Annotated in this window: 20 protein-coding genes and 1 tRNA gene; 15 read left to right on the top strand and 6 right to left on the bottom strand. The window is 54.3% G+C overall.

Translation table 11 applies throughout. The annotated features are described in order from the left end of the window. The first annotated feature begins 9 nt into the window (after window positions 1-9). The gene (locus tag DS901_RS08150; protein ID WP_113776425.1) at window positions 10-1,968 is read left to right on the top strand and encodes a bifunctional 2',3'-cyclic-nucleotide 2'-phosphodiesterase/3'-nucleotidase; all 1,959 of its coding nucleotides are present in this window, start codon (window positions 10-12) and stop codon (window positions 1,966-1,968) included. A 59-nt stretch (window positions 1,969-2,027) separates the two neighbouring features. On the opposite strand, the gene DS901_RS08155 is transcribed toward DS901_RS08150, so the two are convergent. From DS901_RS08155 to DS901_RS08170, 4 genes are all read right to left on the bottom strand, one after another. After that, complete coding sequence (locus DS901_RS08155; protein WP_181820812.1) at window positions 2,028-2,504, bottom strand: hypothetical protein; 477 nt, start codon at window positions 2,502-2,504, stop codon at window positions 2,028-2,030. 138 nt (window positions 2,505-2,642) lie between these two features. Then, entirely contained in the window at window positions 2,643-3,974 is a 1,332-nt protein-coding gene (tig, locus tag DS901_RS08160) for a trigger factor (protein ID WP_113776426.1), read from the bottom strand. 22 nt (window positions 3,975-3,996) lie between these two features. Further along, a tRNA-Leu gene (locus DS901_RS08165) sits at window positions 3,997-4,081 on the bottom strand. A gap of 119 nt (window positions 4,082-4,200) precedes the next feature. After that, on the bottom strand, window positions 4,201-5,856 hold the full coding sequence (locus DS901_RS08170; RefSeq protein WP_113776427.1) for an NAD(P)H-hydrate dehydratase: 1,656 nt from the start codon (window positions 5,854-5,856) through the stop codon (window positions 4,201-4,203). Between the two features lie 171 nt (window positions 5,857-6,027). Here DS901_RS08170 and DS901_RS08175 point away from each other — a divergent pair, with 171 nt between their 5' ends. Both DS901_RS08175 and glnA read left to right on the top strand, forming a co-directional pair. After that, a complete protein-coding gene (locus DS901_RS08175) occupies window positions 6,028-6,366 on the top strand; it encodes a P-II family nitrogen regulator (RefSeq protein ID WP_113776428.1) in 339 nt (112 codons plus the stop codon). Between the two features lie 65 nt (window positions 6,367-6,431). After that, the gene (glnA, locus tag DS901_RS08180) at window positions 6,432-7,838 is read left to right on the top strand and encodes a type I glutamate--ammonia ligase (RefSeq protein WP_113776429.1); all 1,407 of its coding nucleotides are present in this window, start codon (window positions 6,432-6,434) and stop codon (window positions 7,836-7,838) included. A 61-nt stretch (window positions 7,839-7,899) separates the two neighbouring features. Here glnA and DS901_RS08185 read toward each other — a convergent pair whose 3' ends face one another. Further along, on the bottom strand, window positions 7,900-8,769 hold the full coding sequence (locus DS901_RS08185; RefSeq protein ID WP_181820813.1) for an endonuclease/exonuclease/phosphatase family protein: 870 nt from the start codon (window positions 8,767-8,769) through the stop codon (window positions 7,900-7,902). Between the two features lie 107 nt (window positions 8,770-8,876). Between DS901_RS08185 and DS901_RS08190 the strand changes: the two genes are divergently transcribed. Then, complete coding sequence (locus DS901_RS08190; RefSeq protein WP_113776431.1) at window positions 8,877-10,091, top strand: bifunctional alpha/beta hydrolase/OsmC family protein; 1,215 nt, start codon at window positions 8,877-8,879, stop codon at window positions 10,089-10,091. Window positions 10,092-10,356: 265 nt separating this feature from the next. Here DS901_RS08190 and DS901_RS08195 read toward each other — a convergent pair whose 3' ends face one another. Then, on the bottom strand, window positions 10,357-11,148 hold the full coding sequence (locus DS901_RS08195; protein WP_113776432.1) for a helix-turn-helix transcriptional regulator: 792 nt from the start codon (window positions 11,146-11,148) through the stop codon (window positions 10,357-10,359). A gap of 106 nt (window positions 11,149-11,254) precedes the next feature. On the opposite strand from DS901_RS08195, the gene DS901_RS08200 reads away from it, so the two are divergent. The 11 genes from DS901_RS08200 to DS901_RS18895 all read left to right on the top strand — a co-directional run bounded on the left by DS901_RS08200 (window position 11,255) and on the right by DS901_RS18895 (window position 19,477). Beyond that, window positions 11,255-12,331 (top strand): ABC transporter ATP-binding protein, encoded by a 1,077-nt coding sequence (locus DS901_RS08200; protein WP_113776433.1) that lies wholly within the window; start codon window positions 11,255-11,257, stop codon window positions 12,329-12,331. After that, window positions 12,328-13,221 carry an ABC transporter permease gene (locus tag DS901_RS08205; protein WP_113776434.1) on the top strand — a complete coding sequence of 298 codons (894 nt, stop codon included), beginning with the start codon at window positions 12,328-12,330 and terminating at the stop codon, window positions 13,219-13,221. Before DS901_RS08200 ends, DS901_RS08205 begins: the two co-directional genes overlap by 4 nt. Next, window positions 13,218-14,012: an ABC transporter permease gene (locus DS901_RS08210; RefSeq protein WP_113776435.1), complete on the top strand. Its 795-nt coding sequence runs from the start codon at window positions 13,218-13,220 to the stop codon at window positions 14,010-14,012. The genes DS901_RS08205 and DS901_RS08210 overlap by 4 nt, the downstream gene beginning before the upstream one ends. 33 nt (window positions 14,013-14,045) lie before the next feature. Then, window positions 14,046-15,068, top strand: a complete 1,023-nt coding sequence (locus DS901_RS08215) for an ABC transporter substrate-binding protein (RefSeq protein WP_113776436.1) — start codon at window positions 14,046-14,048, stop codon at window positions 15,066-15,068. A 50-nt stretch (window positions 15,069-15,118) separates the two neighbouring features. Then, window positions 15,119-16,801 carry an amidohydrolase gene (locus DS901_RS08220; protein ID WP_113776437.1) on the top strand — a complete coding sequence of 561 codons (1,683 nt, stop codon included), beginning with the start codon at window positions 15,119-15,121 and terminating at the stop codon, window positions 16,799-16,801. 207 nt (window positions 16,802-17,008) lie between these two features. Continuing rightward, on the top strand, window positions 17,009-17,227 hold the full coding sequence (locus tag DS901_RS08225) for a hypothetical protein (protein WP_147249883.1): 219 nt from the start codon (window positions 17,009-17,011) through the stop codon (window positions 17,225-17,227). Window positions 17,228-17,352: 125 nt separating this feature from the next. Beyond that, a complete protein-coding gene (locus DS901_RS08230) occupies window positions 17,353-17,736 on the top strand; it encodes a glutamine synthetase (protein WP_258546683.1) in 384 nt (127 codons plus the stop codon). Continuing rightward, a complete protein-coding gene (locus DS901_RS08235) occupies window positions 17,690-18,106 on the top strand; it encodes a hypothetical protein (RefSeq protein ID WP_113776440.1) in 417 nt (138 codons plus the stop codon). Before DS901_RS08230 ends, DS901_RS08235 begins: the two co-directional genes overlap by 47 nt. Window positions 18,107-18,139: 33 nt before the next feature. Further along, entirely contained in the window at window positions 18,140-18,400 is a 261-nt protein-coding gene (locus DS901_RS18890; RefSeq protein WP_220150222.1) for an NAD(P)/FAD-dependent oxidoreductase, read from the top strand. Between the two features lie 10 nt (window positions 18,401-18,410). Next, the gene (locus DS901_RS18960) at window positions 18,411-18,797 is read left to right on the top strand and encodes a hypothetical protein (protein WP_258546685.1); all 387 of its coding nucleotides are present in this window, start codon (window positions 18,411-18,413) and stop codon (window positions 18,795-18,797) included. Next, entirely contained in the window at window positions 18,680-19,477 is a 798-nt protein-coding gene (locus DS901_RS18895) for an NAD(P)/FAD-dependent oxidoreductase (protein WP_258546684.1), read from the top strand. The genes DS901_RS18960 and DS901_RS18895 overlap by 118 nt, the downstream gene beginning before the upstream one ends. Window positions 19,478-19,751 lie beyond the last annotated feature (274 nt).

A 19,751-nucleotide genomic window follows, 5' to 3' on the forward strand; every position in this document is an offset into this window, starting at 1 on the left:
GATTATCTTATGACACTTCGTCTTAATCGTCGTCACTTTCTTGCTGGCTCTGCTGGGCTCATCGCCATGCATCCGTTTTCGGTCAACGCGGCCACCGGCCAAGCCCACCTGCGCCTGATGGAAACCACCGACCTGCATGTGCATGTTTTTCCTTATGATTATTATGCCGATAAGGCCGTTGATACTGTCGGCCTCGCGCGGACTGCATCCATCATCGCAGGCGTACGCGCTGAATCGACGAATTCGCTGTTGCTCGACAATGGTGATTTCTTGCAAGGGAACCCGATGGGCGATTACATCGCCTATGAACGCGGCATGGCCGAAGGCGACATGCACCCGGTCATCACGGCGATGAACACTTTGGGCTATGATGCGTCCACTTTGGGCAACCATGAATTCAACTACGGCGTGCCGTTCTTAATGAAGTCTGTCGCGGGCGCGGCCTTCCCCATTGTTTCAGCCAATGTGGTTAAGGAAATGGGCGCAACCCCAACCGCCGACACAACATTGCTGCCCCCCTACACCATTCTGGAACGGACAGTGACTGATGGCGCTGGCACTGCCCACCCGATCAAGATCGGACTGATCGGGTTTGTCCCGCCGCAAATCATGAACTGGGACCGAAAACACCTCGAAGGCAACGTACAGGCCCGCGACATCGTTGCATCTGCACGCGCCTATGTACCACAAATGAAAGAGCAAGGTGCCGATATCATTGTAGCGCTTTGCCATTCGGGCATTGGTGAAGCAAATGAAACTGAGGGCATGGAAAACGCCGCCATTCCACTGGCCGGTGTTGACGGGATCGACGCGATTTTGACCGGGCACAGCCACCTTGTATTCCCATCGTCAAATTATGACGATTGGGCCGGTGTCGATGTGGCGGCAGGTACAATCAACGGCAAACCCGGTGTTATGGGTGGGTTCTGGGGCAGTCATATGGGGCTGGTTGATCTGCTGTTAGAGCGCGATGGAAACGGCTGGCGTGTTCTTTCCCACACATCCGAGGCGCGGCCAATTTCGCGCCGCGAAGAAGACCGCAGCATCACCCCGCTTGCCGAAGATTTCACCCCGGTGATGGCGTCAATCCAAGACATCCACGACGAAACCCTCGCCTATGTGCGCACAGCCGTTGGTAAAACCGATGCGGCCCTGCACAGCTATTTTGCCTTGGTCGCGGACGATCCATCGGTGCAAATCGTGTCCAATGCGCAAACATGGTACATCAGCGAACAAATGGTCGGGACAGCTTACGAAGGGCTACCAATCTTATCAGCGGCAGCCCCATTCAAAGCCGGCGGTCGCGGTGGCCCAGAGTATTTCACCGACGTCCCTGTCGGCGATGTCGCGATCAAGAACGTGGCGGATCTGTACCTTTACCCCAACACGGTCCGCGCAGTAAAAATAACGGGGGCGCAGGTCAAGAAATGGCTGGAACGCTCTGCGGGGATGTTCAATCAGATCACGCCGGGATCATCTGATGCGATCCTGCTAAACCCTGATTTTCCAAGCTACAACTTTGATGTAATGGACGGTGTCACTTATGAAATCGACCTGTCGCAACCAGCGATGTTCGACCGCGAAGGTGCAGTGATCAACGCGGGTACCAACCGGATCGTGAATCTTTCCTTCAATGGCGCCCCCATTGACCCGGCGCAAGAATTCATCGTGGCAACGAACAATTACCGTGCATCTGGTGGTGGTCATTTCCCCGGTGCAGATGGGTCAACGGTCGTGTTCGAAGGGCCCGACACCAACCGTGATGTTATTGTGCGGTATATCGTCGACAAAGGCACCGTCAGCCCGCGCGCCGATGCAAACTGGTCGTTTGTGGCAATGCCCGACACAACCGTGATCTTTGAATCCGGCCCCGCCGGCGCTCAATATGCAGATAGCGTTGCAGGCGTAGACATCAGCCCAGCCGGCAATAGCGATACAGGATTCGCCCTGTTCCGCATCGCACTTTAAACGAAAAAGGCCCGGCATCCTTCACGGGTGCCGGGCCTTTTCTACTCTAACTGATCGACTTAGCGGTCAAATGTTTCCATCGACAGACGTGCATTGCAGTATTCGCCATCATATGTGCCCGCCCAAATATCGATACGCCCGTCAACCGGACGCGTCAGAACGATACGCGGGTCAAGGTTACCGTTGTCATCATCATCATAATACCAATTGGCTGACGACGTGTTGATCAACAGCGCAGAATCGCATTCGCTGACCATGCTGATGACCAACTGATACGGAGCCATGCCCGAGATCTGGAACGAGAAATCAGGGGCCGTTGTGAAATAGCCGGCACCAGTATCTGTCCCCGGGCGGACGTTCGAACAATTCCAAATGTAATTTTCACCGCCTGCGACCACATCAAAAGTGCGCTCTTGGTACATTTGTTGACCTGTAGCTTGATAGGATGCTGAAGGTGAGGCGTTGTAGTCAGGGCAAGCCATTGCAGCACCAGATAGACCAAATGTCGCAACAGCGGCCAAAATAGACGTTTTCATTAAAATCTCCGAAAAATAAGTACAATTGTCGTGACACAAAATCGCGCCCACTCACGGTATTGTGACATTATTTTATCGGGCAGTCAAAAAAAAGACGCCCCAAAAGGGCGTCTTTTCGTAAACAGTTTGTTCTGAAATTTACTCTTCTTCGAGCTTCTCAACAGCGGCCTGCAAATCATCTTTGCTGACTTCTTTGTCTGTCACAGCGGCCTTTTCAAAGATGTGGTCAACGACCTTGTCTTCGAACATCGGTGCTTGAAGCTGCTGACGGAACTGCGCGTTTTGCTGCACGAATTCAAAGAACTGACGCTCTTGTCCCGGATACTGACGGGCTTGGTTCATGATCGCTTGGGTCATTTCCTGATCCGTCACCTGCACTTCGGCCTTCTGGCCGATATCAGCCAACAACAGGCCCAATTTCACGCGGCGTTCAGCCAGTTTCTTGTGCTCGTCAGTGGCTTCGATCGTTGGGTGATCGTGGCCTTCGACCTCTGGGTTTTCTTCGTGCCACAGCTGATGCGCAATTTGGTTTGCCTCGGCAGTGACCAGTGATTCTGGCAGGTCAAACGACACGGCCTCGTCCAAAGCATCCAGCAATGCGCGTTTTGCAACAGCACGTGACGCGCCAGTGTATTCTGCTTCCAAACGCTCAGTGATCTGTGCTTTCAGGCCGTCCAGATCTTCTGCACCGAATTTTTTCGCCAGCTCATCATCCAGCTCAGGCGCTTTAGGCGCTTTCACTTCTTTGATTGTGCAGCTGAAGACAGCTTTCTTGCCAGCAAGGTTTTCGGCTTGGTAATCTTCAGGGAAGGTGACTTCGATGTCTTTTTCTTCACCAGCTTTGACCTTTAGCAGGCCGTCTTCGAAACCGGGGATGAATGAATTAGATCCGATAACCAACGGGTAATCTTCAGCCGCGCCGCCTTCAAAGGCTTCGCCGTCGACTTTACCAACAAAATCAAGAACAACTTGGTCGTCTTTCTTGGCTTGTGTTTTCTTTGGCTCATAGCTGACAGCCTGTGGCGAAGACGCAAGATTATCAAGCGCCTCTTTAAGCGAATCTTCATCCGCTTTGACGACCATGCGCTCAAGCTTGATAGATGCAAAATCTGTGTCGGCAATGTCAGGCAATTTTTCGTAGGAAACGTCAACGGCAACATCGTCGCCCTCTTTCCAATCCGCATCAGCCATTTTCATTTCTGGCTGCGCTGCTGGACGGTCACCTGTTTCTTCAAGGTGCTTGCTCATCGCGCCGTCGATGGACTCTTGCATCGCTTCGCCCATGATACGCTGGCCGTACTGCTTGCGCAGCAGCGCCATAGGTACCTTGCCCTTACGAAAACCCTTCATTTCAACGGTTGGCTGCGCTTCTTTCAGCTTTTCTTCAACCTTCGCGTCGAGTTCAGCCGCCGTAACGGTGATCGCATAGCCGCGCTTGAGGCCTTCATTCAGGGTCTCAGTGACGTTCATGTGCTGTCCTTCATAAAACTAATGGTGCGGGTGAAGGGACTCGAACCCCCACGCCTCGCGGCGCCAGAACCTAAATCTGGTGCGTCTACCAATTCCGCCACACCCGCATGATTATTAGGGGCAGTTTTCAAGGCCACCCCAAGGTTGGCCGCTTACTAGCAAAGCTATTACCGGGAAGCGAGAGGAAAAATGCGCTTTCTTGATACGATTTTGCAGAAACTTTGGATCAAGGCACATCCAGTGCACGCAGAACCGCTGGCAATTGCTCTGGCAGGTCCTCTGCAATCAGCCCCGGGCCGAAGTTCAGTGCGCATTCTGTGTGCAACCACGCCCCCGTTTCGGCAGCCTGCATGGGCGCAAACCCGCGCGCCAAAAGCCCCGTGATGAATCCGGCCAAAGCATCCCCCGATCCAGCGGTAGCCAACCACGGTGCAGCGCGCTCATACACCGATGCATTAATGCTGCACCGGCCTGTTGGATCAGCGATCACGGTATCAGGCCCCTTAAACAGAATAACGCACCCTGCCCGCTTGGCGGCTTCGCGCGTAGCATCCACCTTGGAATAGGCTGGACCAGTCGTTGCGGGCGCATTCAATTTTTCGGCAATATCCGGGAACAACCGCGCAAATTCGCCCGCGTGTGGCGTCAGAACACATGATTTATGCAGCGCCGCAAATAGATCCGCATCACGCGCAAGCAACGTCAACGCATCCGCATCCAAAACCGCCGCCCGCCCGCTTTCTAACACGGCAGCAACTAGCGCCACCCCCCGCGCGCCAAGCCCCAACCCCGGCCCAACGCAAAGCGCATTGATGCGCGCATCCGTCAAAATAGCACCCAAAGCAACGGCATCATTCACGGGTGTCAGCATCACAGCATTCAAATGCGCCGCATTTTCAATCAACGCGTCCTCAGGACAACCCACCGTCACAGCCCCAGCCCCAATCCGCAAAGCGCCGCGCGCCGCAAGCCGCGCAGCACCACCCTTACCGATACCGCCGGAAAGAATAAGAGCGTGACCGTGGGAGTATTTGTGGACATCGTCCTTTGTCACCCATGACGCATGTGGGGCAGAAACTATCCGCACGGCACACAGGCCTTTAGGCTCTCGTTTGATCCCAAGGTCTCTTACAACGATTTTTCCGGCATATTGCGGCCCATCATCCAAAAACAGTCCCAACTTAGCTCGATGGAAGGATACTGTCAGATGCGATGAAATTGCATTTGGGTCATAGTCATCTAGGCTAATAGTGCGTCCTGTTTCAGAGCAAACACCTGAAGGGACATCTACCGAGACGATCCCAGGGCGCCCACGTGGATGTCCAAATTCTGGCACATAACAGTCACGCATATCAGAAGTATTCCAAAAAAAATTGCTCAAGCCATGCATTGGTAGCGGCAAACCCGCGCCAAAGAGAGCATCCACGAGAATGTCACAGCACCACTTTTTTCGGTCTACATATGCAACCAACGAACCTACCTCATATGCAACCAACGAACCTACCTCATGCGCATCACACCACCGCGCATAATTCACCTTCGCATCCGGCGGCAGCTTCGCGGCATCACCATACAAAAACACCTCAACCTCCCAGCCCGCCTCAAACAACAACCGCGCGACAACAAACCCGTCACCGCCATTGTTGCCGGGCCCGCATAAGACAACCGCCCTATGCTTGCCCTTCTCATCATCTTGCAAAAAATACTCCGGGGGTTTGGGGGCTGGCCCCCATGGCGGCGCCAGCTCTGGCCATTCTTCAAAAATGGCGGTCACAACGCCACGCCCGGCGCGCTCCATCAGTTCAAGCCCGGTAACATCACCAGAGGCAATCGCGGCAGCCTCAATGGCGCGCATTTGGGCAGCGGTCAAAAGTTCGGTCATAGGGTGGGCATCCAGTTTACATTTCGCATGAATTTCAGGACAGTTGCATAATTTTTAATCACTTAATATTCTTTACCCTCTTGCAACACACCTTATGGTTCGCCACGAATTGTCCCGATGCAACAGAAATGTTCTGACCACTATGAAACACCGTTAGGGGAGTCGCGGCCTATGAAAAAGATCGAAGCGATCATTAAACCATTCAAACTTGATGAAGTGAAAGAAGCGCTGCAAGACGTCGGCGTGCAAGGTCTATCCGTCGTTGAGGTCAAAGGCTTTGGCCGTCAAAAGGGTCACACAGAACTGTACCGCGGTGCAGAATATGTTGTGGACTTTTTGCCAAAGGTGAAAATTGAGATCGTCCTTGCCGACGATCAGGTTGATGCCGCTGTCGAAGCAATCGTAGGCGCCGCAAAAACCGACAAAATTGGTGACGGCAAAATTTTCGTCTCTCCGATTGAACAGGCAATTCGCATTCGCACCGGGGAAACCGGCGACGAAGCTCTTTAATACCACACTGCGGGCCTGTCCCGCGGACAGTACACCTACCAAAAGACGCTTAGAAAGGTACCAAAATGGACAACAAAGATGTCATCAAGCTGATCAAAGATGAAGAGGCCGACTACGTCGATATCCGCTTCACTGATCCACGCGGGAAACTCCAGCACGTAACCGTGGTTTCTGATCTGGTTGACGAAGACTTCCTCGAAGAAGGATTCATGTTCGACGGTTCATCCATCGCTGGTTGGAAATCAATCGACAAATCAGACATGAAACTGATGCCACAGGCAAGCAGCGCATATGTTGATCCGTTCTACGCGGAAAAAACAATCTGTATCCACTGTGATGTTGTTGAGCCAGACACAATGGAAGCTTACGACCGTGACCCACGCGGCACAGCAGCCAAAGCCGAAGAGTACCTGAAATCTACAGGCATCGGCGACGCGGCTTACTTTGGCCCAGAAGCCGAATTCTTCGTCTTCGACGATGTGCGCTTCCAGGTTTCCATGAACAAAGTGTCCTACCAAGTTGACGCCATCGACGGCGCTTGGAACACAGACACAGAATACGAAATGGGCAACACAGGCCACCGTCCGGGCGTTAAGGGCGGCTATTTCCCTGTAAACCCAGTAGATGACGCACAAGAAATGCGCTCTGAAATGCTGTCCACCATGAAACGCATGGGCATGAAGGTTGACAAGCACCACCACGAAGTGGCGTCTTGCCAGCACGAATTGGGCCTGATCTTTGGCACGCTGACACATCAAGCGGACGAAATCCAAAAGTACAAATACGTTGTGCACAACGTCGCCCAAGCCTACGGCAAATCAGCGACATTCATGCCAAAGCCAATCGCTGGCGATAACGGCACTGGCATGCACGTAAACATGTCGATCTTCAAAGATGGCAAACCACTGTTCGCAGGCGACAAATACGCGGATCTGTCACAGGAAGCCCTGTACTTCATCGGTGGCATCCTGAAGCACGCCAAAGCGCTGAACGCGATCACCAACCCATCCACAAACAGCTACAAACGCCTGATCCCAGGTTTTGAAGCACCCGTTCTGCGCGCCTACTCTGCGTCTAACCGGTCTGGTTGTGTACGCATTCCTTGGGCCGAAAACCCAAAAGCCAAACGCGTCGAAGCCCGATTCCCTGATCCAGCAGCCAACCCATACCTGTGCTTTGCGGCACTGCTGATGGCTGGCCTTGACGGTATCAAAAACAAAATCGATCCGGGCCCCTCTTCCGACAAAGATCTTTACGATCTGCCACCAGAAGAGCTCGCAGGTATCCCAACTGTTTGTGGGTCTCTGCGCGAAGCGCTCGAAGCCCTTGAAGCAGACCAAGACTTCCTGATCCAAGGTGACGTGTTCACCAAAGACCAACTCGAAGGCTACATGGAACTGAAATGGGAAGAAGTGTACGCCTACGAGCACACACCACACCCAATGGAATACAAGCTGTACTACAGCTGCTAATTTCCGCAGCTCACGATATTGGAAAAGGCATCGCTTACGCGGTGCCTTTTTCGTTGAACGCCTAATGGTCCAACGACAGCTGTGCCAAGACACCTAGATGATCGGATCCCAATCGATCACGGTAGGTCACATGCCCGCCGCCGGGCGAATAAACGTGATCCAAGAACAGCGGCAACCCATAAAGATCATACGTCGGCCGCAATGGCCCGGCGATCCGCGTGCCTGACACCTGTCTGATTTGATGCGTCGTCGATGCCCAGGGAAAGATATTGAAATCACCCGCGACCACAATGGCGCCCGCAAGCTGCCCGAGCAACGCGGTTGCAGCCCCCGCCGAACGCGCGTGATCATAAGGGTATGGCCAAGGCAAATGCACAGAGGCCACCCAAACCGCCTGCCCGTCTTTTTCGATCTGGGCGACTGCAACACCGCGATGTATCGAACAACGCGCATCTGCAACAAACGGCGTTTTCGACAGCACGGCGATGCCACTCCAGCCCGAAAAGCGACACAGGTGTTGGTAAGGGTAATGGTCGGCCATCATGGCCAAGAATACATCATTGCGTTGCCCCACCTCTTGCAAGGTTACGACATCCGCATCGCTTGCAATGATATCTGCGGCCAACGCTGGCAATGCGTCATTCCGGTACAGCAGGTTTTTTGAATAAAGCAGTAACGTTCCATCTCCCCGCGTAGTTGCCAACATTGGGACCGTTGTCATCAACGCCAACGCGGCCGCGCATCCGACGCAAACCCGCAACACCATTGGCATTCTAAATACCAAGCCAATTACACAAATCACACCGAGCGGGATCCGCAAAAGGGAAAGACTGTCCCCGAAAGGGTGCAGCCGCCCGCCAAACCCGGCGAAAACCCCGGTACACAGTACCAATAGCGTGATTGCCCCCATTCCACGGCTTACCTGTCTCATTGTAATTTCCTTCACCTCATCGCGATCAGGCACCAATCTATTTGTCTTAGGTGCAGGCGGCGGACATATGTTGTGCAAGAATTGCGCAAATACGAAGGAATTTACCCATGCACACGGAACGGATGACATTTACGGGCCACGCAGGCGATACCCTGTCGGCACGGCTCGACCTCCCCCAAGGGACACCGCGCGCGACAGCACTTTTTGCGCATTGTTTTACCTGCTCCAAAGACAGCATCGCGGCGCGGCGCATTTCTGCACGGCTTGCGGCGACGGGTGTGGCCGTGCTGCGGTTCGATTTTACAGGGCTGGGCCAATCGGCAGGCGCGTTTGAGGATACCAGTTTTTCGTCGAACGTGTCAGATTTGATCGCGGCGTCGGAGACTTTAACTGCACGCGGGCTGCCCCCCTCACTGCTCATCGGTCATTCCCTAGGGGGGGCTGCGATCTTAAAAGCAGCAAGCGCAATCCCAACCGCCAAGGCTACCGTGACCATCGGTGCCCCTTTTGATCCGGCGCATGTTACCCATCATTTTGCAGGGGCTTTACCCGAAATTCAGGCGCAAGGTGCGGCACAAGTCTTGCTTGGCGGCCGCCCCTTTACCATTAGTAAAAGCTTTGTGGATGATATCAGTGCGGCAGCCTTGGCCTCGGCAATTGCGCAGCTACATACGGCACTTTTGGTCCTACATGCACCGCGTGACGCGACCGTCAGCATCGACAACGCCGCCGATATCTTCATGGCCGCAAAACACCCCAAAAGCTTTGTCACATTAGATGATGCGGACCATCTGATTAGCAAACATCAAGATGCCGAGTACGCAGCAGATGTGATTATGGCATGGTCAAAACGTTACCTTCCCACACCTACGGAAAACCGGTCTGAGGTTACCCCCGAAGGCATCACGCGCGTCACTGAAGCCGCGCCAGAAGGTTTTTTGCAGGACGTCCAAAGTGGTACGCACCATGCACTAGCAGATGAGCCCAAAAAATACGGCGGTACTGACAAAGGGTTCACACCCTACGGATTTGTCGCGGCGGGGCTTGGGGCCTGCACATCAATGACAATCCGCATGTACGCCCGGCGCAAAAATTGGCCGCTGGGTGGGGTGCGCGTTGACGTCAGCCATGCCAAAGAACACGCCACAGATGCTGCCGAACCGGGCGCAAAAATCGACCACTTTGATCGGCAAATCACGCTCACCGGAGACCTGTCAGCAGATCAACGCACGCGCCTGCTCGAAATCGCAGACAAATGCCCGGTCCACCGCAGCCTTGAGCGCACAAATGTGATCACCACGCAGATCACACCACCCGTGTAGGGTGGATTTAAATCCACCCTACTGTTTCGTCACCAAAAACCGTACCTTCGCGTACATGAAGCGAAAGACCGCTGTGAGCCCACTTTAACCGACGCTGCACAACCAAAGAAGGTCGGCTTCTGTTGGTCTCGAGTGCGGACTGCAATTTGAGCGAACCTGGTTGTGCTACTCAAAGTTTTTTTAGCACTTCAAAGTCTAAGTGTCCCATATTAAAAAATTGCAGCGTCGCGAAATGACTGCTGCTATTTGAGCGCCACTCAAGATTTCAAATTAGCCGCTTGTCGGTCAGCAACCCAAACAACTGGCTTTGCGATGAGATGTTAAGTTTTCTATAAAGCGTCCGACGATGTACTTTTACAGTCTGGCGTGAAATGCTCAGGATAAGCCCGATCGAGCGGCTTGAATGGCCCTGAACAACAAGGGCGGCCACTTCCGATTCGCGTTTGGAGATTGGCGTGCCATCCTGCTGCGCTATGGCAAAGTAACGATCCTTCAGGGTGGGGTCGTGTAAATCTGGACTGGTCTGTTCTTGATGCGCAATTACGCCGAGTTTTGGGGCCAGAACCTTGGACATGAGGCGGAATTGTTCCAGCTCGCTGCGCCGGATACGTCTGCCACCCACATTGCGCCCCAAGGACAAATGCAGGCTGGCATCTGCATCAATGCCCATGACAAATCCCATCTCGTCGACCATACGTGTGCCCTGAAAATAGGACGCGACGTATTCGCTCGCCTCAAACCGGTCGGGTGCGATGTCACGCAGCCTGTGAACCTCCAAAGACTCTGTACCCCATGCCCGTTGATGAAACGGGTCGAGCAGATAGCCAAAATCAGTGTAGTTCCCGTCGAAGAAGCGGCGCAAATTGGGGTCGGGAACCCAACGGAACAGGATGTTAGGGCGTGCATTACGATGAAAACGGATGGCGATGATGCTTTGCACGTCAAAACGTTTTGGGCAGTGATCGATCGTCGCACTTTCGAAATCGCCTAAATCTTTGGCAACGGCGATCTTTCCGAAGAAATCATAGTCATCTGATATGAGTTGTTGAATACGCACCCCCGAAATTACCAGTTTTTTCACAATACTACCCCAGTGGGGGTATTGGCCACCCGGTTTGTGACCGACTAGCGTTTATTATGCATAGCTAAGGTGGTGGGATGACGTGACGTCTGCAGTGAAAATTCAAGCATTGAACAAGGTCTACCCAGGAGATGTGACCGCGCTGAAAAGTGCCGATCTTGAGATTGGCGACAATGAGTTCTTTACGTTGTTGGGGCCATCGGGGTGCGGCAAGACGACGTTGTTGCGCCTTATCGCGGGATTTGAGGAACCGACAGCTGGCGTATTGTCGCTATTTGGCGATGACATATCGACGTTACCGCCGGAAAAGCGCCCCGTGAACACAGTCTTCCAGCACTATTCCCTGTTTCCACATATGAGTGTTTTTGAAAACGTAGCCTTCGGTCTGCGGCGCTTGGGGCGGTCGGACAAGGACGCAAAAGCGCGGGTAGAGGCGATGTTGGACCTTGTGCATCTGACAGACTTTGCAGGGCGCAAACCATCGCAGCTGTCTGGTGGTCAACAGCAACGCGTGGCTTTGGCCCGCGCGCTGGCACCGGAACCCAAAGTTCTGCTGTTGGATGAACCGCTGTCCGCACTAGATCTAAAACTGCGCCAATCCATGCGGGCTGAACTGAAACGGCTGCAAAAGGACACCGGGATCACGTTTGTCTTTGTGACCCACGACCAAGAAGAGGCACTTGCGATGAGTGATCGGATTGCGGTCATGTCTGCGGGCGAAATTCAACAGGTTGGCGACCCATCTGCCATCTATGAACATCCAGAGAACCGGTTTGTTGCCGAATTCATCGGCGATGCAAATTTCCTGAATGCAACCGTGGCTGAAACAACGCCCAGCGGAACAACCTATGCATTGGATGCGGGCGGAACTCTGACTGGCCCTGATCAAGGTCGCGCAAAAGGTGAGGCTGTGACCCTCTTCTTTCGCCCCGAAAAAGCGACACTCTCGCAGGTTGGCGAGGGGCCCAATCAACTGCGCTGCACTGTGAAAGATATTCTCTACCTTGGGAACAGCACCGATTATTGGCTGGCATTGGATCACGTCACGACGTTGATCGTCCGTTCAAAAAACCAAACTGACGGGACGGTGATCGCGGACATCGGCGAACAGATCAGTCTCTCGCTTGATCCCGCAGCCCTGCGGATTTTGGCGACATGAGCAGCATCGCGGAAAAACTGCGCGTCTACACGGGTTTGATGCCTGCGGTCTTCGTGATCGGTGTTTTTATGATCGTGCCGATCATGATCATCTTCGTGTATTCTTTCTTGGTTGCTGGTGATTTCGGCGGCGTGAAACCTAAGTTTTCAACTGATGCTTACGTTCAGTTGCTGTTTCAAAAGAACCTCTTTGATGTGTCAGAATTCAACCCAGCCTATCTGATCATTGCGTTTCGGTCCCTTTGGATTGCGGTGGTCACTGTTCTGGGATGTTTGCTGCTCGGCTTTCCCGTCGCGTACTACATCGCCAGCCAGCCGGAAGACCGGCGCAATCTGTTTTTGTTACTAATCACGATCCCCTTTTGGACAAACCTGTTGGTCCGCACGTATTGCTGGATTTTGGTGCTGCGCGACACGGGGCTGATCAATGGTGCGCTCATCAATATGGGCCTCATCGATGAACCGTTGACACTGCTTTATACCGAAGGAGCCGTCGCATTGGGCCTCATCTACACCTACGTTCCGTTCATGGTTCTGCCGATTTATGCAGCCCTAGAGCGCCTTGATGTCCGCCTGATCGAAGCGTCCCGCGATCTTTATGCGAACAGGTGGGTTACATTGCGCCATGTGGTTGTTCCATTGGCGATGCCGGGAATGATTGCGGGTTCGATCCTTGTGTTTATTCCTGCCCTTGGTGCCTTTATTGCGCCTGACCTGCTGGGCGGGGGCAAGAACCTGATGCTGGGGTCTTTGGTGCAACTCCAGTTTTCGTCGGCCCGCAACTGGCCGTTTGGCGCGGCCCTGTCGATGGTGATTATGGCCGTCGTGTTGTTGTGCCTTTACGCCTATGCGCGCAACGTGCGCAAAAACGGTGGTGGGGTACAACATTGACCCGTTCTCGTGACATCAGATGGCTACCCGGATTTAGCTGGGTCACGCTGTTTTTCTTTGTGTTTCTTTACGCGCCGCTGATCATTCTGGTTGTGTTTTCGTTCAACGCGTCGCGGTCGGCAACCGTCTGGGCGGGCTTTAGCTTTGAGTGGTACACCAAGGCATTCGCCAACGATGACATCCAACGCGCCGCAACCAACAGCGTCATTATTGCTATTTTTGCCACCATCGCAGCAACGACGATTGCCACAATGGCGGCCCTGACCCTAAGCCGCAATAAGCGCGTCAAAGGCAAACCTGTGTTCGGGGGTGTGTTGATCTTCCCCCTGATGATCCCCGAAATCGTGACCGCTGTGGCGACATTGACCTTCTTTGCAGCGATTGGATTGTCGCTTGGTCTGGGCAACATTATCATCGCGCATACAGTGTTTTGCATCCCCTTCGCCTACCTCCCCATCCGCGCACGCCTTGACGGGATGGATGAAAGCCTCGAAGCGGCGGCGCAGGATTTGTATGCGAGCAAGTTCACGACACTCCGGCTGATCACATTGCCGCTTTTGATGCCGGGGATTGTCTCTGGCGCGATGCTGGCCTTCATCATCTCGCTCGATGATTTCATCATCACACTGATGGTCGCCGAAGCAGGGTCAACCACACTGCCTATCTACATCTATAGCCTCGTGCGGATCGGGATCACCCCAGAGGTGAACGCCGTCTCGACAGTGCTATTGGGATTTTCCGTCATCGTGGTGACGCTGTCCTACGTGATCGGCAAAAAGAACAAGACCTGAATAAAAATTACCGAACCAACAAGGAGAGTACACATGAAAACGCTAACAGTTTCTACACTTGCGCTCATGCTGAGTGCGAATATCGCAGCCGCCGAAGGCGAGCTGTTTTTGTACAACTGGACGGATTACACCGCGCCGGATTTGATCGAAAAGTTCGAGGCCGAAACCGGTATCTCTGTCACGCTGGACACCTACGATTCCAATGAAACGTTGCTGGCAAAACTCCAGTCCGGGGCTACGGGCTACGACATCGTGGTGCCAAGCCATAACTTCGTTCAAATCTTTGTCTCCGAAGGGCTTCTGCAAGAAATCAGCGCATCAGAACTGACCGGCTACGAAAATATCTCTGCCGATTTCGCCAGCCCGTCTTGGGACGAAGGCAATGTCTACACCATTCCTTGGCAGTGGGGCACCACGTCGTTCACCGTGAACACAGACGTCTTTGGCGGTGACATCAACACCTATGACATCCTGTTCCAGCCACCTGCCGAACTAGAAGGTAAAATTGGCATGTTTCGCTCTGCGGATGAGGTGATTTCTATGGCGCAGTTGTCGCTTGGTTTGGGACTGTGTAGCGAAGATCCAAATGAAATGCAGCAGGTGCTTGACCTTCTTCTGGCCCAAAAAGACGACGTCAAAACATACAGCTCAGATGGCATTCTGGAACGTCTCGCATCCGGTGACGTGGCCGTTCACCAAAACTGGAACGGCTATTCGATCCGCGCCCGCGAAGAAAACCCAGCCATGCAATATGCCTTCCCGAAAGAGGGCGTGATCACATGGGCCGATAACATTGCGGTGCCGGTTGGCGCACCAAACTATGATAACGCGATCAAGTTCGTCGAATTCCTGATGCAGCCTGAAAACATCGCGATCCAGTCGAACTTTGCCGGCTATTCCAACGGGATCACCGGCAGTGCGGACCTGATGAACGACGACCTTAAAGCGGCAGGTGAATTGTCTCCCCCTGAAGGCACGCCATTGGTGTTCTCACAGACATGTTCACCAGCGGCAGTCGAGCTTCAGAACCGCGTTTGGACAGCGTTACTGCAATAACACTGACCTGTGTGGTGGGGCGTCCTCGCCACACACTTCTCCAATCAGGAATGCCGACTTTGAACGCAGATTTAATTATCTTCAACGGATGTGTCCGCACCATGGACCCGAACGCGCCCGTCGCTGAGGCCGTTGCCATGACAGACGGAAAAATAATTGCCGTGGGGACGAACGATGACGTCCGTAGTTCGACGGCCAATGCGACCCGGCAGATCGATGCAAACGGGCGCAGTGTGCTCCCCGGTTTCATCGACAGCCATGTGCATCTGTTTCAGGGATCGGCCGAACTGGATTTCCTCCCCGTCGGCGGGTTGACCGATCTAGACGCCTTGCGCCCGCTGGTTGACGCCTACGTGGCCGATCGCCCGGACGAGCCTTTGATCCTTGGTGTTGGCGCGTTTTATGGCTTGTTCGAGGGCGTTGAGAGTGCCCCGCGCATCGCTTTGGACAATCTCATGAAAGATCGCCCCTTTGCCTTGCTCGCGGCTGATCTGCATACGGTTTGGGCCAATACCAAAACGCTTGAAATGGCAGGCCTGCTCCACGGCGCCTATATGCCCGAAGGCAGCACCGTCGTCATGGGTGACGATGGGCTTGCGACCGGCCTGCTGCTGGAAACCGGGGCGTTTGGCCCGGCCCTCGCGCTTTCGCGAACGGGTGGCCGCGACATGCTGGGCTATGTGACAGGCGCTGACCCCGACCCCGCCGCGACGTCGGCTGAACGTGAGGCCGATAAGGCGCTGCTGCTTAAGGGGATCGCGCACGTCGCGTCGCACGGGATTACGACGCTGCACAATATGGATGGCAATTTTTACCAGCTCGAATTGCTGAGTGAGCTTGAGGCAGAAGGCCGCCTGAATTTGCGCATTCAAATTCCGTTTCATCTAAAGAATTTCGACTCCCTCGACCGACTTGAAGAAGCCGCCGAAATGCATAGGCGGTACACCGGCGACAAAGTCTGGTCAGGGCGGGTAAAGATGTTCATCGATGGCGTATTGGAGAGCCGCACCGCGCTAAAATCGCGGGCCTATCCGGATGATCCACACAACCACGGCGAAGCAGTTTTTGATGCGGAGCACTTCAATGCGGCCTGTGTTAGGGCCGATGCGCTTGGGCTTCAGATCAGCGTGCATGCGGTCGGCGACCTTGCGGTCACCCGTGTGTTGGATGGCTATGAATTGGCCGTAAAAACGAACGGCACGCGTGACGCCCGCCACCGTGTGGAGCATCTAGAGATTATCACCGACGCAGATCTTGAACGTATGAAAGCCCTCAATGTCGTTGCCTCAATGCAGCCGCGGCATGCGGTCTTTGGCGGATTCTTTGATCCACCGGCCCCGAACACTATATTCTTCGAAGACGAATGCGCGCGCGCCTATGCGTGGGCGCGGGTGCGGCAGAGCGGCATCCCACTTGCCTTTTCAACAGATTGGCCTGTTGTCCCCGTCGATGTCATGGCGAATATCCAAAGCGCCGTTGCGCCAATGGCGCTTGGCTCCGACTGGCCTGATCAAAGCCAGACTTTGCAAGATACGCTGACGTCCTACACCGCAACAAATGCATGGATGGCCTTTAAGGAGGATCACCACGGCACCCTACGTCCGGGTCTGGCGGCTGATCTGGTCATCCTTGATGGCGACGTTGAAGCGCAGGACCTGCAAGGTATGGCTAAGCTGCCCATCGCCATGACGATCTGCGATGGCGAAATATCCTATGACGCAGGTACCTTATGACACTGTCATAATCATCGCCAAAAGACGGTCACGTGCTGGCGTCGGTCTGCGATCTTAACGGACGCTTGCGCGGTAAAATGTACCGTGCGTCGGCCGCGGAAAAGCTGCTTAAGTCTGGCCTGCGGATGCCACTCTCAAGCATTTGCGGCGACATTTAGGGCAATGACGTGCTGGCGTCCGCGTTTATTCAGGAACACGGCGATCTTGATGGCATTTGCACGCCCCTATCGGACGGATCTATTACCGATTCAACCAACGACCCAATGCGCGGGCCTTGTTCCACTTTGGATGCACATGGAAGGCGGCAGCCCGTTTCAGGCAGCCCCCGGCCAAGCTCTGGCCAAGGTGCTCGCTGGATTTGCACGGCTTGGCCTAAAACCTGTCGTGGCCAATGAACTGGAGTTCTATCTGCTGGACCCGTCTTAGCCACGAGCCAAACCCGTTGGACTGCCCTCGTTGGGAGATCAAATCTACGCATTAGACCAGATCTTAGACCATGCCGCGTTTCTTGATGATGTTTACGCGACTGCGGCATAGAAGTAGAGGCCGCGATCCCAGAGGGAGGACAAGGGCAGTTCGAATTCAACCTGCTGCATATCGACGACGCGCTGCTGGCGGCGGATCACGCGGTTTACTTTAAACAGATCGTCAAAACATGCGCCCGCAAACATGACCTTTCTGCCAGCTTTATGGCCAAGCCGTTTCTAGAAAACTCTGGATGTGAGTTTCATGTGCATTTCAGCTTACTCGATGCCGTCGGTCGCAATGTTTTTGATGACGGGACGGAGGCCGGGACACCGCTGATGAAACATCCTGTGGCTGGGTTGATCGACAGTATGGCGGAAATGACGTTGTTTTTTTGCGCCGCATCTGAATTCTTACCGCCGTATGGCACAGGGCAATTTCGCACCCACCAAAGCGCTATGGGGATATGAAAACCAGTCCGCCGCCGTGCGCATTCCGCGCGGGCCAACGGTCGCGCGGCGGATCGAACATCGGGTCGCAGGGGCCGACGCCAACCCTTATCTTGCCTTCGCCGCCATTCTGGGGGCCTCACTTATCGGCATTAAACAAAGCCTTACGCCCACCACCCCTGTCAGGGGCAACGCCCATGGCGTCGACGCACCGGACCTGCCCTCCCAATGGCCAGATGCAGTATCGCTGTTTGGAATGGGGCCCATATCCAACTCGGTCTTTCACCAGGCTATGGTTCGGGCCTTTATCGCGTGTAAACGGCAAGAAATTAAAACGTTCAACGACCGGTTTTCAACCTTTGAATACGAATCCTACCTCGACGCGGTCTAACCGCCCAAACGCAAATCAAAAGAGGCAAAACCGATGTCTGAAGACCACGTTGAGACCTATTATTCCGCAACTGCACGCGACAAACGCGGCTTTCCGACACTTCATGGTGATATATCAGCCGATGTTGCCATCATCGGCGGAGGCTTCACTGGAATTGCCTCGGCCGTCGAGCTCGCAGAGCGCGGATTGAGCGTTGTTGTGCTGGAAGCCAACAAAATTGGCTGGGGTGCAACGGGGCGGAATGGCGGGCAAGTCACCGGCAGCCTTTCAGGCGATACCGCGGCAGTTCAGTAAACCATTGGGAGTGAAAGGGGCTTCTGATTATGTTTGTAACCCACGCTGGCGCGGGCATGACATCATTCGCGACCGCGTTGCAAAATACGGGATCGAATGCGATCTCACCGCTGTCCATATAGAAGCCGCGATCAAACCCAGCCATATGGACCAACTCAAGGCGATCGAAGCTGAAGGGCGCCAGCGCGGTTTTGGCGATGACATGACCCTGATCGGGCAGGACGAGATCCAGAAACAAAGCTCTACATCGGCGGGCTGCGCAATATGCGCAATATGCACCTGCATTCGCTGGATCTATGCCTGGGCGAAGCGCGCGCAGCTGAAACCCTCGGCGCAAAGGTTTTTGAGAACAGCAAGGTCATGCACATCGAACACGGACCGCGATCACGCGTGGTGACCGAAAGCGGCAGCGTTCAAACTGATCAGGTGTTGATTGCTGGCAATGCGCTACACCTTTTGGAACAAAAGGCACTCGGCGGCGCGTTATTTCCCGCAAGCCTTGCGAATATGGCAACCGCGCCACTCAGTGCAGCGCAAGTCGAGGCGATCAATCCGCACAACCTCGCCGTCTACGATTGCCGCTTTGTACTCGACTATTACCGGCTGACCGCTGACAAACGCCCGATGTTCGGGAGCGGCACCAACTATTCCGGTAGGCCCACCACGGATGGCGCAGCCGAACTGAGGCCCGCGATGGAGCGCACGTTCCCGCAACTTAAAGGGATTTCGATCGATTACGCTTGGAATTGCAGCGATGGGATCATCGCCAATCGTATTCCGCACGTGGGTCGCGCTGCCGCTAATATTATGTTTATCCAAGGTTATTCCGGTCGCGGGATTGGCTTGACGCATATCATGGCAGAAATCGCGGCGCAGGCCATGACCGGGGACACCAAAGAGTTCGACCTTTTCGCTGGCGTCAAACACCTCAAACTGCCTTTTGCACGTAGTTTTGGCAGCCAAATCCAAGCCTTTGGTATGGGCTTTTATGCCCTTGCGCGACATGCTTCGTTAAGCGCGGTTCTCGTCCCGAAAGCAGTCATTCCCACAGCCGCGGCGAACGGCAGCATTGTTTAAGGTTTTTCGATGCGTGCCTGAGCGCAGGGTTTTGTTTCTGTGCGACGGTGGCCTGCGTTTGGAAACATGACTAGGAGGAAGCCGTGGGGTCTGGATGAGCCCTACTGGGAAAGGGTGAAGCGCGCCCTGCCAAGGTTAATCCAAGATGATGAGGCTGTGTTTTTCTGGCGCTGATCTGAAGTGGCCGAACTTCTTTTACGAGAAGGGTTTTAGCCAATTCATGCACATTGAGCATCTTAAATGGCGTTGCAGGCAAGCCGGTATCGGCCTCGAA

Origin of the sequence: Loktanella sp. D2R18 (genome assembly GCF_003318235.1) — a bacterium.
In the GTDB taxonomy this organism is placed as follows: domain Bacteria; phylum Pseudomonadota; class Alphaproteobacteria; order Rhodobacterales; family Rhodobacteraceae; genus Yoonia.

Bases quoted from the DNA above. Each gene is read 5' to 3' on its own strand.
- DS901_RS08220 (WP_113776437.1), top strand. From the start codon at position 15,119: ATGCCGACTTTGAACGCAGATTTAATTATCTTCAACGGATGTGTCCGC.
- DS901_RS08150 (WP_113776425.1), top strand. From the start codon at position 10: ATGACACTTCGTCTTAATCGTCGTCACTTTCTTGCTGGCTCTGCTGGG.
- DS901_RS08175 (WP_113776428.1), top strand. From the start codon at position 6,028: ATGAAAAAGATCGAAGCGATCATTAAACCATTCAAACTTGATGAAGTG.
- DS901_RS08190 (WP_113776431.1), top strand. From the start codon at position 8,877: ATGCACACGGAACGGATGACATTTACGGGCCACGCAGGCGATACCCTG.
- DS901_RS08205 (WP_113776434.1), top strand. From the start codon at position 12,328: ATGAGCAGCATCGCGGAAAAACTGCGCGTCTACACGGGTTTGATGCCT.
- DS901_RS08235 (WP_113776440.1), top strand. From the start codon at position 17,690: ATGGCACAGGGCAATTTCGCACCCACCAAAGCGCTATGGGGATATGAA.
- DS901_RS08170 (WP_113776427.1), bottom strand. From the start codon at position 5,856: ATGACCGAACTTTTGACCGCTGCCCAAATGCGCGCCATTGAGGCTGCC.
- DS901_RS08155 (WP_181820812.1), bottom strand. From the start codon at position 2,504: ATGAAAACGTCTATTTTGGCCGCTGTTGCGACATTTGGTCTATCTGGT.
- DS901_RS08215 (WP_113776436.1), top strand. From the start codon at position 14,046: ATGAAAACGCTAACAGTTTCTACACTTGCGCTCATGCTGAGTGCGAAT.
- DS901_RS18890 (WP_220150222.1), top strand. From the start codon at position 18,140: ATGTCTGAAGACCACGTTGAGACCTATTATTCCGCAACTGCACGCGAC.
- tig (WP_113776426.1), bottom strand. From the start codon at position 3,974: ATGAACGTCACTGAGACCCTGAATGAAGGCCTCAAGCGCGGCTATGCG.
- DS901_RS08225 (WP_147249883.1), top strand. From the start codon at position 17,009: ATGGCATTTGCACGCCCCTATCGGACGGATCTATTACCGATTCAACCA.
- DS901_RS08185 (WP_181820813.1), bottom strand. From the start codon at position 8,769: ATGAGACAGGTAAGCCGTGGAATGGGGGCAATCACGCTATTGGTACTG.
- glnA (WP_113776429.1), top strand. From the start codon at position 6,432: ATGGACAACAAAGATGTCATCAAGCTGATCAAAGATGAAGAGGCCGAC.